Annotated in this window: 21 protein-coding genes; 1 reads left to right on the top strand and 20 read right to left on the bottom strand. The window is 40.3% G+C overall.

What is annotated here, in order from left to right; translation table 11 throughout:
- Positions 1-553: 553 nt before the first annotated feature.
- The 7 genes from P9687_RS01250 to P9687_RS01220 form a co-directional block, all read right to left on the bottom strand.
- Positions 554-1,117, bottom strand: coding sequence for a DUF4352 domain-containing protein (locus tag P9687_RS01250; RefSeq protein ID WP_328228769.1), 564 nt, complete (start codon positions 1,115-1,117; stop codon positions 554-556).
- Between the two features lie 91 nt (positions 1,118-1,208).
- Positions 1,209-1,454: a hypothetical protein gene (locus P9687_RS01245; RefSeq protein ID WP_328228768.1), complete on the bottom strand. Its 246-nt coding sequence runs from the start codon at positions 1,452-1,454 to the stop codon at positions 1,209-1,211.
- Between the two features lie 2 nt (positions 1,455-1,456).
- Entirely contained in the window at positions 1,457-1,729 is a 273-nt protein-coding gene (locus P9687_RS01240) for a hypothetical protein (protein WP_328228767.1), read from the bottom strand.
- A 163-nt stretch (positions 1,730-1,892) separates the two neighbouring features.
- Positions 1,893-2,282: a hypothetical protein gene (locus P9687_RS01235; RefSeq protein WP_328228766.1), complete on the bottom strand. Its 390-nt coding sequence runs from the start codon at positions 2,280-2,282 to the stop codon at positions 1,893-1,895.
- Complete coding sequence (locus tag P9687_RS01230; RefSeq protein WP_328228765.1) at positions 2,275-2,634, bottom strand: helix-turn-helix transcriptional regulator; 360 nt, start codon at positions 2,632-2,634, stop codon at positions 2,275-2,277. Before P9687_RS01230 ends, P9687_RS01235 begins: the two co-directional genes overlap by 8 nt.
- A complete protein-coding gene (locus tag P9687_RS01225) occupies positions 2,603-3,181 on the bottom strand; it encodes a deoxynucleotide monophosphate kinase family protein (RefSeq protein ID WP_328228764.1) in 579 nt (192 codons plus the stop codon). The genes P9687_RS01230 and P9687_RS01225 overlap by 32 nt, the downstream gene beginning before the upstream one ends.
- Positions 3,108-3,683, bottom strand: coding sequence for a hypothetical protein (locus P9687_RS01220; RefSeq protein WP_328228763.1), 576 nt, complete (start codon positions 3,681-3,683; stop codon positions 3,108-3,110). The genes P9687_RS01225 and P9687_RS01220 overlap by 74 nt, the downstream gene beginning before the upstream one ends.
- 132 nt (positions 3,684-3,815) lie before the next feature.
- Between P9687_RS01220 and P9687_RS01215 the strand changes: the two genes are divergently transcribed.
- Entirely contained in the window at positions 3,816-4,034 is a 219-nt protein-coding gene (locus tag P9687_RS01215; protein WP_328228762.1) for a helix-turn-helix domain-containing protein, read from the top strand.
- A gap of 9 nt (positions 4,035-4,043) precedes the next feature.
- On the opposite strand, the gene P9687_RS01210 is transcribed toward P9687_RS01215, so the two are convergent.
- The 13 genes from P9687_RS01210 to P9687_RS01150 all read right to left on the bottom strand — a co-directional run bounded on the left by P9687_RS01210 (position 4,044) and on the right by P9687_RS01150 (position 11,577).
- Complete coding sequence (locus tag P9687_RS01210) at positions 4,044-4,238, bottom strand: hypothetical protein (protein WP_328228761.1); 195 nt, start codon at positions 4,236-4,238, stop codon at positions 4,044-4,046.
- A gap of 13 nt (positions 4,239-4,251) precedes the next feature.
- Complete coding sequence (gene thyA, locus P9687_RS01205) at positions 4,252-5,052, bottom strand: thymidylate synthase (RefSeq protein ID WP_328228760.1); 801 nt, start codon at positions 5,050-5,052, stop codon at positions 4,252-4,254.
- Positions 5,046-5,309 carry a hypothetical protein gene (locus P9687_RS01200; protein WP_328228759.1) on the bottom strand — a complete coding sequence of 88 codons (264 nt, stop codon included), beginning with the start codon at positions 5,307-5,309 and terminating at the stop codon, positions 5,046-5,048. The genes thyA and P9687_RS01200 overlap by 7 nt, the downstream gene beginning before the upstream one ends.
- Complete coding sequence (locus P9687_RS01195; protein ID WP_328228757.1) at positions 5,299-5,670, bottom strand: dUTPase; 372 nt, start codon at positions 5,668-5,670, stop codon at positions 5,299-5,301. Before P9687_RS01195 ends, P9687_RS01200 begins: the two co-directional genes overlap by 11 nt.
- Positions 5,670-5,999, bottom strand: coding sequence for a hypothetical protein (locus P9687_RS01190; RefSeq protein WP_328228756.1), 330 nt, complete (start codon positions 5,997-5,999; stop codon positions 5,670-5,672). The genes P9687_RS01195 and P9687_RS01190 overlap by 1 nt, the downstream gene beginning before the upstream one ends.
- Positions 5,986-6,177, bottom strand: coding sequence for a hypothetical protein (locus P9687_RS01185; protein ID WP_328228755.1), 192 nt, complete (start codon positions 6,175-6,177; stop codon positions 5,986-5,988). Before P9687_RS01185 ends, P9687_RS01190 begins: the two co-directional genes overlap by 14 nt.
- A 2-nt stretch (positions 6,178-6,179) precedes the next feature.
- Positions 6,180-6,677 (bottom strand): hypothetical protein, encoded by a 498-nt coding sequence (locus P9687_RS01180; RefSeq protein ID WP_328228753.1) that lies wholly within the window; start codon positions 6,675-6,677, stop codon positions 6,180-6,182.
- 35 nt (positions 6,678-6,712) lie between these two features.
- Positions 6,713-7,312 carry a hypothetical protein gene (locus P9687_RS01175; RefSeq protein WP_328228752.1) on the bottom strand — a complete coding sequence of 200 codons (600 nt, stop codon included), beginning with the start codon at positions 7,310-7,312 and terminating at the stop codon, positions 6,713-6,715.
- Between the two features lie 108 nt (positions 7,313-7,420).
- Positions 7,421-9,691: a ribonucleoside-triphosphate reductase, adenosylcobalamin-dependent gene (nrdJ, locus tag P9687_RS01170; RefSeq protein ID WP_328228751.1), complete on the bottom strand. Its 2,271-nt coding sequence runs from the start codon at positions 9,689-9,691 to the stop codon at positions 7,421-7,423.
- A gap of 121 nt (positions 9,692-9,812) precedes the next feature.
- Positions 9,813-10,070, bottom strand: a complete 258-nt coding sequence (locus tag P9687_RS01165) for a thioredoxin family protein (RefSeq protein ID WP_328228750.1) — start codon at positions 10,068-10,070, stop codon at positions 9,813-9,815.
- Positions 10,070-10,297 carry a hypothetical protein gene (locus tag P9687_RS01160; protein WP_328228749.1) on the bottom strand — a complete coding sequence of 76 codons (228 nt, stop codon included), beginning with the start codon at positions 10,295-10,297 and terminating at the stop codon, positions 10,070-10,072. The genes P9687_RS01165 and P9687_RS01160 overlap by 1 nt, the downstream gene beginning before the upstream one ends.
- The gene (locus P9687_RS01155) at positions 10,284-10,655 is read right to left on the bottom strand and encodes a hypothetical protein (protein WP_328228748.1); all 372 of its coding nucleotides are present in this window, start codon (positions 10,653-10,655) and stop codon (positions 10,284-10,286) included. The genes P9687_RS01160 and P9687_RS01155 overlap by 14 nt, the downstream gene beginning before the upstream one ends.
- On the bottom strand, positions 10,639-11,577 hold the full coding sequence (locus tag P9687_RS01150; RefSeq protein WP_328228747.1) for a PD-(D/E)XK nuclease family protein: 939 nt from the start codon (positions 11,575-11,577) through the stop codon (positions 10,639-10,641). The genes P9687_RS01155 and P9687_RS01150 overlap by 17 nt, the downstream gene beginning before the upstream one ends.
- Positions 11,578-11,579: the final 2 nt, after the last annotated feature.

Below are 11,579 nucleotides of genomic sequence, written 5' to 3'. Positions count from 1 at the left end.
AGTCACAAACATAAACACCCCCACAACAGAGCCAAGTTTAATTAGGGCTTGCTGAACGAATCAAATTTTAGCTTGTATTCGACTTGTCACTAAGCCATGCCAAAATATTCGTCCAGCAAGCTCTAATTATTTAAATTATTACATATTTAGCCGCATTTTTGGGGGGGGGGAATAGTTAAATTATCACGAAAAATTTTTACTCCTCAGAGCTGCTTTAGTAAATGCAAACCGAAATTCATCTCTTTCCTTTTGCCCTTCACACGATTGAAGAGAGTGACTTCTGCCGGAAAATGAAAAAACGCTCCTTACTAGATTATAAGGAACGTTTTACCGAAAAACTGAAATGTGATCTTTTGATACCGGTGGTCGGGGTCGAACCGACACTCCCGAAGGAACACGATTTTGAGTCGTCATCGGCGGTACACACGGTACAAACCTTGTTATATCAATATCTTTCGTGCATTGTCTTTCGAACATGGCGCACGATTCCTATACAATAGTGTACCTGACTTGTCCAATTTTATCAATAAAAAAAAAGAGCCGCATAGGCTCTCTATTTTACAAGTGCAATCGTTTGCTGTTGTGTTCCGAAAAATCCGGTTTGAACGTTCAGCTTCAAATCAGTGGATTTTGTAAGTTCTGCTGGAATGTCAAACACTACTTTCCCATGATTTTCAATGTCCGGGTTTACTTCTTTAAGAAAGAAGTTTGCGTCCTTGTTAGCATAAGTGGTTGCCACATCATCAGCCTCATAAGTCTTGCCTTTTGCTTTCAGCTTGAAAAATGAAGCATCTGTTGTGATTGCTTTTTTACCCTTGTTTGTTACTGAAACATCAAGTACCAAGAATGTTCCTTGTGCATCCTTCCCATATTCCCCACCAACGTTTTTCATTGTCGATACATTGTGAACATTGAAAATAACGTCGCCAACTTTTACGTCTTGACCAATTTTGTATTCCTTTTTCGGTGCAACTGCCGGCTTTTTCTTCTCTGTCTTTACAGTCTTTGTTGTCACTGTTGTCTTTGAATCATCATTGCCAAACAGCGAAGCCACAACACTAATCACCACAACCACCACAAATGCAATCAGAATTCCCTTCAAAATACGTCTGAACATGAAATTCATCTCCTTTGTTTGGTATGTTAAAGGTTATGTTCCCTCATTACGAAATATGAGAATTATTTTGTGAAAGAGTAAGCCCGCAAGCTTACTCAATCACTGTTTGTTGTACAAAGTTTTTTCTGACAATGAAGTAACGTTTTGCTCCCTCGTCAAAATACACAAGTTTTTCTTCTGGACATGTATCAATCGTGATTTCTTTAATTTGTGAAATGTCATCACCACCACCTGCAACAACGATTCCCTCATAATCTGGTGTTCCGCGTTCTTCAAGGTAAGACACAAGGTCAAGGCAGACTCTTGACAATTCGTCAGTAACAACCACGTAGTTCAAGCTTATAATACCTCCAAGTCTTGCATCTCTACAATAAAATTACGTTGTGCCCCTTCGTCATAATACACAAGCGTGTTATTAAGACCGGTGGTTGCTTCGGCTTCTGGGAGGTGTGCAAATTCTTCATAAACCCTCAAGTCTTTGGGGCTGACTTCCTTAACTACGCCAAAGCAATCAACATTATGGGTCTTACCAAAAATTAATTCCCCAATTTCAAAAGCGTTTACAGTATCCTCATTTACAACCTTCACTGTTTGGCCAACTTGAAAACCCATAAATCCTTCCTCCATTTCTTCATTGTTTTTTAGTTACATTTAGGGTAACAACGTAAGAATCACGGTGTGACAATTTGTGAAGGCACATTCAATAAACCGCACACCAGTTCTCTATCTATGAAAATATTATAACACAAAAGGTTGCCAAAGATATGACAACCTCTCAATAATTACCAAAAACTTTAAAGCGTTTAGGTTTGTGCTTGCCACTCACCCGGTACTGGCATGAATCTGTGAAATTTTCAATATTCTCGTTAGCAAATTCCCGGCGCCGCCTTACTTTTAGCTGATAACTTGTTAGAATTGGGTATTCCGTTTTGGTCACTTTATCCGGGTGTTTATTCTTTTCTTCTGCCAATATCCAATTTGCTAAAATGGCTAGTTGGTATTTGTCCGGTCTTTGGTCTGTTTGTTTAAGGTAAGCTTCAACAAGGACATTCACAAGTTTATTACGAATTTCACAGTCGTCAACGTCCTTGCTTACAAGTTTTTGAACTTCTTCCGCAAACGTTGCCTTGAAGTCCGTTCCCTTCTTGAACAGCCCATCATACATTTTTCTCCTCCTCCTTTGCCGCCAAGACAATCTTGCGAATTGCATTGTCAAGATGTTTTGAAACCGCTTGTTGGCTAATTCCCATCATTTCAGCGGTTTCAGCTTGTGTAAAATCATTTTCATACATAGTAAATAATGCTTCACTTTGTTTATTAGTTAGCTTGGCTTTTTCAACAAGCCTTTCAAAGTCTACTAAAATATTTGAAATATAGCTTGTATCACTACCAAAAAACCGAGCACTTCTTAAGCGGTGTATGTCCATAAGCAACTTTTGAACGCCATGAACAGTGTGTAGCGGGTATTTTTGAATCAATCTTTGTTCAGCCATTTCGTACGATGTATGACCACTCACGACCCATGCCCCCAATAAATCTAATCATTTCTTTTACATTTTCATACAGTTGTTCCGGCGTTCCATTGTTGTCAATTTCATAATCCACTTTGTAATTGCGAATATGCTTTTCCGTGTTGTGCTCCAAAATTTCCGGCGATACCAACTCACCGTTTTTCAGCATTCTTTCAATACGTGTTTCAAGACTTGCATTAACACGAACAACATAAAAGCCACAATCAACAAGGGCTTTGTATTCGTGCGGTTGTCGTAAATCCGTAATTACGATATTGTCTTTTTGCGGGTCGATTCCATCTGTTTGCATTTTTGCAAACATGTAATCAATCCACACAGTGCGGTGTCTTGCAACCTGCTCCTGGCCAAACTCTTGCAAAAGCTTCCGCGGTTTTGTACCGGTAAACATGTGCGGAAACAATTGTTTGCAAATTTCAACAATGCCGTCCCCGAATGCATACCGTTTGAACCCATATTCTTCAATAAGAATTTTTCCAATGGTATCTTTTCCTGACCGCATTTCCGCGGTTAGCGCAATTCCAACGCCTTCCATAATGCTTCTTCCTCCCCTCAAACGTTGACCATCCAAATTCATGTGTAAATGTTTCAAAACAAATTTTTCCACCGTTCACCCCGTTTCTTGGGAATGCTTTTCGGTGTGTCCGGGCAATCTCTTTCAAGTCATTGGCACTCAACAATGTAAACGCAGGTTCAAATGTTTCAATGCCGTTTACAAACAGCAATGAAGCGCCCTGCTTGATATATGAGGAAACTTGTTCAACCTTCAAATAAATGATTGGCGTGTGGTTTGGGCAGGTTTTAACTTCAAGGGGCATTCCACCAAGTACATAATCGGCCTGGGTGGTAACTTCTTCCGTGTGTTCGATAAAAGCCCCGCTCATGTCAATGCCATTTTCCTTGATTGGCTCAATCCACCCATGTTGCCAATACAAATAATCTTGAAATAGTTGAATTGCTTTTTGTTCCCTCAAATTTCCTCGCTTAATGTCTTGAATGAACTGTTCTTTTGTCCGTGAGTCCATACGGTAGTCCACTTGTATTCCCCATTTCGTAATTTTGTATTTATTGAATAAAACAACGAAAAATGGGTGTTGTGACATAAAAGTTTTCGGTTTTAAAATTTCGTAAAATCGTATATAATACACTTAGAAAGGTGGGTGTTTTAAATGAGTGAACCAGAATTAAACATTAAATTGAAGGAATTGCTAAAAGAGAAGAACATTACACAGAAAGAACTTGCAGAAATGACCGGATTGAGGGAAGCTACAATTTCGGAAATAGCAAACAATGCGAGAACAACAATAAACAAAGAACAATTACTTTTGATAATGAAGACTTTGGGCGTAAAAGAATTAAGCAAAATTTTGGAACTGAATTGGAAATGATGAAAGGGTTCAACTTAATGAACCCTTTTGTAATTCCATCAAAATTTTCATCAAACCCTTTGAAAGTTCAACGATTTCGTACAGTTCCCCATCATAATCTTTTAGGAAATAACTTCTCGCCTTTACGGCGGAAAGGTGTGTTTTATACACGCCACTACCCTTGTCGAGTATTTCCCCAGTTTCCTTGTTTACTATTACAAACATGTGCGACCCTCCTTCAAACAGCAACTTCAAGCGGAATATGTGGCTGTGAAACATAATCATGAAGAACAATATCCCCCGGCTTGAAGTCATACCAATCTTTTACATTACGAATAATTTCAATATGTGGGTGGCATACAGGTGCCTGCCTTTCAAATATTTGTGAAATTGGTTCCACATGGTTCTCATACAAATGTGCGTTTGTAATTGTGTACCAAAATTGACCAACGTCAAGACCAGTAATGTGCGCAACCATATGTTGTAAAATTGCGTATTGGGTCATGTTGAAGGGTACACCAAGACCAACGTCACCACTCCTTTGAACCAATTGCATGTTCAGCTTGTTTGTTTCCGGGTCAACATCCCAAATGGTTTGAAACGCACACGGTTGTAAAGACATGTTTGGTAACTCGTCAATGTCCCACAATGAAATAATATGCCGCCGTCCTTGCGGGTCATTTTTCAAACCATCAATGAGTTTATCAATCTGCCTGTACTTCTGAATGGTGTAACCATATGCATGACCAATTGTTCCGTCCGGTTTTTGCCATTCGTCCCACACTGTAACACCGTACTTTTCACGGAGTAAACGCACGTCATTACTTTGGTCAACATATATCCAAAACAGTTCCTTCTTAGCTGATTCAAAAAACATTTTCTTTTTTGTTATTATCGGGAATTGCTGTTGTAGGTCAAAACGAAATTGTTCACCGAATAATTTCCTTGTTGGAATTCCGGTTCTGTTTTGTCCTTTAGAACCGAGTAGAATTATTTTTCGAACAAGTTCCTCATATTGCTTGTCGGCGGAAACTAACAATGCTTTCTTCCCCCTTTTATATCTTTTGCAACACCATACAAATACAGGTAAGCATCAAGAATCACGCGAACGCCTTCACGCCCAACGCTGTGTAAGTCAGCAAATGGTGGAACAAATACCTCACGGTCTTTTTCCCAAACCGTGATTCCAAATAGTTTGACGCTTTCATATATCTCTATATTGCGTAAATCACGGGAAATAAAAACTTGTCTTTCCCGTGAATACGCTCCAAACAAAGCCTTGTGTTTAGTTTCCACCTCCACCACCTGCGCGATAATCTTTTTCGGCGGACTTTCCATTTTGCCGGTCAAAGTTTTCTTGCCATTTCTTTTTATAGACTTCAAAAATATCGTCGGGTTCCAGCCCTACACGGTAAGACAATGATATAAGAAAGTGCCAAACGTCAATGACTTCCTCTTGAAGTTTGTCAAGGTCGATAGGCTTTGGTTCCTTCCAGTGTTTCCAATTGATTTCCCCGCGAATCTCGGAGATTTCATCATCAATTGCAATCGTTATTTGTTTCACCCAATCGTTCATGTTGGTTGGCATTAGGTCAGGGTGTTGCTTTTCAATAAATTCATCAAGCTGTTTTTGCATGGAAAAAATTTGTTCAAGCATTAGTCGTCCTCCCCAATTGCTACTTTTCTCTCGTAAACTGTTTTACTGACAACAACAGGATTCACTTCATAAAATTGAAAAATCAAGTCCATGCCGTCCTGTAGTTCAGTTGCGGGCACTTCTTCAACAACTTGGAAATAAGCCGTTTCCCCATCTGTTTTTATTTCATATGTGTAAATTTCAAAGTTCGACCACCTACCACCTTCTTCAAAATCTTGGTCAACAAGTTTACCATATTTTTCAAGCATATCTTCAATTTGATGTTGCTTGGCTGAAAACCTGTAATCATCAACCATGCCGAACTTGCGTAATTCCTCAATTGTGTTCATGTGGAGTTCCCCTTTCAAATCGAATTTGCATTCCACGTTCCTTGCACCATGTGAACAGGCGTTCATCATAGGGCACAACTGTGTACCAGTTATCATTTTCAAATTTTAGTGCACTTGCATCTGGGTAATAACTTACATTAGTGTAGGCGCCATACACTTTAGTGAAGTAATCAAACATTTTTATAACCCCCTAACTGTTACCCCAACCTCTTTTGCAAGAATGATACGGGGCACAAGCTTCCCTTCACTTGAATATATAATTTTTCCATCACTTCCTTTTGTCCGCACGTAACGCTCTTGGAACCGGTGGGAGTTCTTCTTGAACCAGTGTTGAAGTTTTTTCATGTCAATTATGTGCAGTTCTTTCGGTTCTACAAAGTAGTAAAACAGGAAGTCAGCTTCGGAATAAAGAATGCACCCCAAGGTTTCCTTGTTCCTATTTGAAACAGTTTCAATAAAGTAGTTTCCTGTTTTGAAGTACCGGTCACCTTTGACCTCGATTGTCATTGTTCCGGCACTTGTGTGCGCAATGAGGTCAATGTCCTTTTTCTGATATTCCGGCATGTCTTCCACGTTTTCTACTTTGTATCCCTTTTCTTGTTCCAAATAATGGGTTACGTCTGCCGTGGCTTGCTTTCCAACAGTCAGCACGTCGTTAAATAGATAAGCATTGCTCAATAGCAAACCCCCTTACATTAGGGGGTAACAACATTTCAGCAAGTTTGTGACGCTTTCCCGAAGTAACACCGCGCCATAATGTCGTTTTTTGCTTGGTCAAAGTCCCTGAGTATGCCTGCGTTATATCCTGCGCGGTAGTCCTGCATAAAAACTTCAAACCCATTATTGTAATAGCTCCCAAGGCATTCTTCCATGAACATATTCAATTCATCCCAATATTTGAAGTCAATTTCATGCAAAAAATCAATACCAAATTCCCATGCACGAACCTCCGTTTCTAATGTTCCTAAAATTTTATGGTAAGCCACAGTGTCACCATTAAAGTTGCTTACCACGTCGAACCAGTGCCCCAGTTCATGCGCCATGCAAACAATAGCCAAAACGTTGTAGTAATCAAACCAACCTGTTCCCATGCAAATTGCTTTCTCGTTGGTTTCCAAGGCTTCAACAAAGCAACCTCCCAATTCCCCGACCTCATAACCCCAAATTTTATTTTGAATTTTAAAGTCAACCCCAAGTCGCTCCATAATTTTGCATAGCTTTTCGTAATAAGCGTCGTGTTCCTTCTCGTCGATTTCCCAAAAAAATTCCTTTTTGATTTGGTACTCCTTCGTTGTTTTTTCATTGTCAACCATGTGTAAAGCCCCTCCCAATTTTCAATTTGTTATTGGGAATAACAACCGGCTTTTGACCGTGTGACAAAAAAATAAAAAAAAAATAAGGGAACCCAAAAAGGTTCCCAATCAGCGCACTGGACAAACACCGCCGACACAATCACTTTCGTCAATGAGGTCAACGTCACGTCCAATTTCATATTTTTGCAACAAGTCAAAGTTGAAGTCTTCCATTTTTGCTTTGAGCTTTTTATATCTTTCTTTGTCAATAGCTTCATACGGTGCTAGGGTGTAACTTCCACCATCATGTGCAAGGAAGGAAACACCAACAAAAGAGTCCCAACCAAACCAAACACGTTCTTCTGCACGTTCCCATTCGTTCGGTTTTACCGTTATTGTATTTGAAGAATTGTGTTCCGTGTAAACATTTTGGAATGCAAAATAATTGTCAAATTGTTGGTCAATGGAAATGTCATCTTTTGTTATTTTCGTACCGGAGAATACAGGGAAGTCAATGACAAGTGTTTTTGCTTTTTCAATGATTTCCGGTTTTGCGAGTTCTTCCTCATCAATAAGGTTATCTGTGCCAACTTCCGCATGAACCGCCCAACCCTTGTGTTCAAGAACAGCCTTTGCAAGCGGGTCATCCGCGTTCACACGAATACGGCGAATATAATATTTTGAGTGTGCATAATGTAAGCCACTTGAAACCGCACCGGCAACAAGGGAAAGCGTTCCTTCCGGTTTGACCGTTGTTACAAGCAAAGGTGAATTTACGCGTAAAGCCTTGGCGTACAGGTCGGCTTCATCTCGTGCAACTGTCCGCAATAATGCAAGAAGTCCCTTTTCTTCTTTTTCAGAATATCCAAGGAGTGCCATTGCGTCCTTCCAGCCTGTCAATGAAACGCCAAGAAGGCGGTCACGTTGTTGTACCTTGTTCCAGTGTGGGAGCTCAAGTTTAACAAGCGTCATGCGTAACCCTGCCCGGGCGGACAATCGTTGTGCATTCACAAGCCCTTCAAGGTCAAGTTCATATTTTCCATTTACTTTTTTCACAAATGCCTTTACATTGGTAGTGGTCAAGTTACATACACCATATTTGTCAAGAAGAATTTCCGCGCATGGGTTTAGACCTTCGGCGTTCGGTCTACGTTTATTTGCTGTTTCAAGGTTTATAAATCCAGGTTCTCCTTCGGCTCTCATCATTGTGAAAATAAGGTGCAACAGTGACCGTTCCGGTTTTTGCATAAACGCAACGGAGTTGTTTGACATACGGCGGTGATGAAGTGGCCGTGCCATTGGGTCAAACAATGGAAGGGATTCAAGGAACTGTACTTGTTTTAATAAGCCTAACTTCTTTAATTCTGTGATGACTGCTTTATGCTTTTCCTCATCCCAAATACCGTTGATTCCATATTTGGCAAACATGCTTTCAAAATCGTCTGCGTCAAACAGGAAAATTTCCGCCGTGCGACGAACGCCCCCTACAACAACGTTGTTTCCAATGAGGTTACCAAAATCTAAAATATGGATAGGACGCAATTGCACATAATTGTCCTGCAAGCGTTGTGGTGGTTCAAGACTTGGGTCAATTTGGTTTTTGATAACCTTCTCAAAGTTTGTGAACATTTCTTTCAAAGGCTCATGCCCGCTTGCTGTTCCTCCGAATGTTTTCAACCTTGCACCCTTTGGTCTAACAAAGTCATAGACAAACTCAATTTCGGTAATTTCTTGGTGCTTCTTGTCTGTAATATATTTGAAGAATTGACGTAGTGAATCAACCCAACCCTCTTTTGAATCCCCTACATAAATTGAAACCTTGTTTGGCTTTGACGACGGCACAACCACAGTTTCAGCTTGACGCACACCTTGTGAATACAAATCTTCATATTCTTTATGGGTAACAATGAAATTGTCCCGTACAGGTGGAAGATTCGCCGCCATTTCCTTTGTACACTTGAAGCCAACGCCCGTGCCTACAAGTAGTAAATAAAATAAGTCACACAAATCTTCCCATTTTTCAATGTTGGTAAAACTGCAATTGAAGTTTGCAAGTGGGTACTTGTCAGCAACACCGTTTTCAGAACCACCGACCCACAATGTGCGCCCGCTTAAAAATTGCCGTAAATTGTACATGGAGTTAAAGAACATTTCTGCTTCACGTTCAAGCTCTTTCCTGTCAAACTTATATCCAAGTTTCTTCATATGTTTATATGCAAGGTTTATGTTGTACTCAACAGCTCTTTGGCAAGTTTCTTTCCACGTTTCACGCCGTTTCAATTCTGGTAAATACCGTGAATAAGTCCTCAAATAGGTGAATTTTCCAATAGGAGTCATGTGGCTCGGAAAATCATCATATTTTGCCAAAAATTCATTTGACAATCTAATTACTTTTTTCAAACCTTAATCATCCCTTTCTTTAATATTTCAGGGCGGGAAGTCCCGCGTACTAATAAAAAGCAACCCCGTATAGTTAAAAACAACATGAAAATATGGTTGTGACAAAAGAAAAAGGAGCCATTCATTGGCTCCATTTTTCAACCTTTTGTTTAATTATTTCCGGTGAAAGCCCGGTTGCTCCCACAACCCTTTCAAGCTCATTTCCGTTGTTGTCTATAAATAACAATGTTGGTGTTCCCATTATGCCGTACTGTTCAATTAGTTCAGGTTCGTGGTCAACATTGTGCACCTCATCAACAGTAATTCCACCGGATTTCAATAATATGTCAAGCAAGGTACATTGTGGACACACGGTTTTCATTATTTTAACTAACCTCATTAGATGTTATCTCCCTTTTCGACAATTTCTAAAACAAGTGTTTTCAATAGTTCCAAAAATGCCATTGGGTCGGCATACTCATCTGGTACTAGTTTGTCAACTGCATCATCAAACTGCTCAACATATTGCTCCACAAAGGGCTCTGCCTGAATTCCTACATTGTCCAGCATGTGAACCATACCTTGAACCGCAAGAATCTTTATAACGTCCATATTATAATCGTACATCTTCGTCATTCCCTTCATAGATTTTTGGTTTTTTATTTTTATAGAAACGTATTTTTGTAAACTTGCGTATGCCGTCCCGCATTATCCAAAATTCAACCCGGATATTGTCGGGAAGAACAGGCAAGGAATCAACCCAAGTTTGAATTTCCGTGAACTCATCCCTGTACATAGACGGAACCAAGCGTTTTCGTTTTGTACGTTTCAATTGAAGAAGCATTCCGCCACCAGTTCCCACGCCTACCACGTCGAACATTCCTTTTGAAGCGGGGGAACGCGTGCAATAAAAGAAACCTTGTTTTTCGAGGTGCCGAATAGCTTTATATTCACAGTATCGGCCGCGTTCATAATTGGTTGCCATTGGCATTCAACTCCTTTTCATATGCTTCACAAAAGCTTTTGAAGGGGCAAAACAAACATTTCGAGAAGTCCGGCTTTGGTACATAACCGTGGTAATAGTGGTCGGCAACACGGGCGAACTTATCAAGCAATGTCTTCCGTTGTTCGTCCGTTACCGTAATACAGAAGACTTTCATATCAGGACGGGCTTCTTTTCCTTTGTTCCAGCTGTCTTTTGCTAATGATTCATAAGGAATTACAAAGTGGTCAACACCGAACAGAAGGGAGTATGCAACCATTTGTTGCACGTTGCTATCTTGGGGAAATTTAAGCTTGTAGTCACCAACCGCCGCAATGGTGGTTGATTTTGTTTTGAGGTCAACACCAATGGTCAAGTCCCGCGGTTTATAATGAAGGAAACCGTCTGTCATTCCGTATATCTGAAATTCAACACCATTGTGTACAAACTGTTTGACTTTGCGAACATTGCGCTCCCAAGCGTACTTCCCTGCTTCTGTCCTTACCACCTTAAAGCGTGAGAAGTCTTGCCGTTCAAGGTAAGCAAGGTCACGCTGAAAAGCACGGTGAACGGCGCTTCCATTGCGAACCCAACGTTTTTGATATGGTTCAAATACAACTTCGTCCTGTGGGACACCAAACTCTTTGAAAGCTAGTTCCCGTTCACACTTTGAAGCCGCACTTGGTGAAAACGTCATCAGCGAATTATCCCACGTACCATGAAGGTTATCTTTGTTTCTCAATTGGTCAATTTCGTCTTCCAGTAATTCAAGGTCAAGCTCATAGTTGCTTTGTAAGTTCATACGGTGCAATGTATCAAGGTCTGTTTGAAAAGCTTGGGCAATCTCAAGTTCAAGACTGCCCATGGTTTCCTGAGTTACTTTCTTCCTTATACTGTCCGCCTTTCCTTTGTTTGTCAGGTTCATAC

The organism is Weizmannia sp. CD-2023 (genome assembly GCF_036225245.1).
In the GTDB taxonomy this organism is placed as follows: domain Bacteria; phylum Bacillota; class Bacilli; order Bacillales; family Bacillaceae_C; genus Weizmannia; species Weizmannia faecalis.
Note: the sequence above shows the minus strand (reverse complement) of the source record. Positions and strands in the feature narration are given on the sequence as shown.

What these genes read in the sequence shown, in the direction of transcription:
- P9687_RS01225 (WP_328228764.1), bottom strand. Translation starts at nt 3,181, where the DNA reads ATGGAAGGCGTTGGAATTGCGCTAACCGCGGAAATGCGGTCAGGAAAA.
- P9687_RS01250 (WP_328228769.1), bottom strand. Translation starts at nt 1,117, where the DNA reads ATGTTCAGACGTATTTTGAAGGGAATTCTGATTGCATTTGTGGTGGTT.
- P9687_RS01215 (WP_328228762.1), top strand. Translation starts at nt 3,816, where the DNA reads ATGAGTGAACCAGAATTAAACATTAAATTGAAGGAATTGCTAAAAGAG.
- P9687_RS01240 (WP_328228767.1), bottom strand. Translation starts at nt 1,729, where the DNA reads ATGGGTTTTCAAGTTGGCCAAACAGTGAAGGTTGTAAATGAGGATACT.
- P9687_RS01210 (WP_328228761.1), bottom strand. Translation starts at nt 4,238, where the DNA reads ATGTTTGTAATAGTAAACAAGGAAACTGGGGAAATACTCGACAAGGGT.
- P9687_RS01155 (WP_328228748.1), bottom strand. Translation starts at nt 10,655, where the DNA reads ATGGCAACCAATTATGAACGCGGCCGATACTGTGAATATAAAGCTATT.
- P9687_RS01175 (WP_328228752.1), bottom strand. Translation starts at nt 7,312, where the DNA reads ATGGTTGACAATGAAAAAACAACGAAGGAGTACCAAATCAAAAAGGAA.
- P9687_RS01150 (WP_328228747.1), bottom strand. Translation starts at nt 11,577, where the DNA reads ATGAACCTGACAAACAAAGGAAAGGCGGACAGTATAAGGAAGAAAGTA.
- P9687_RS01160 (WP_328228749.1), bottom strand. Translation starts at nt 10,297, where the DNA reads ATGTACGATTATAATATGGACGTTATAAAGATTCTTGCGGTTCAAGGT.
- P9687_RS01190 (WP_328228756.1), bottom strand. Translation starts at nt 5,999, where the DNA reads ATGAACACAATTGAGGAATTACGCAAGTTCGGCATGGTTGATGATTAC.
- P9687_RS01185 (WP_328228755.1), bottom strand. Translation starts at nt 6,177, where the DNA reads ATGTTTGATTACTTCACTAAAGTGTATGGCGCCTACACTAATGTAAGT.
- P9687_RS01235 (WP_328228766.1), bottom strand. Translation starts at nt 2,282, where the DNA reads ATGTATGATGGGCTGTTCAAGAAGGGAACGGACTTCAAGGCAACGTTT.
- P9687_RS01165 (WP_328228750.1), bottom strand. Translation starts at nt 10,070, where the DNA reads ATGAGGTTAGTTAAAATAATGAAAACCGTGTGTCCACAATGTACCTTG.
- P9687_RS01195 (WP_328228757.1), bottom strand. Translation starts at nt 5,670, where the DNA reads ATGCTTGAACAAATTTTTTCCATGCAAAAACAGCTTGATGAATTTATT.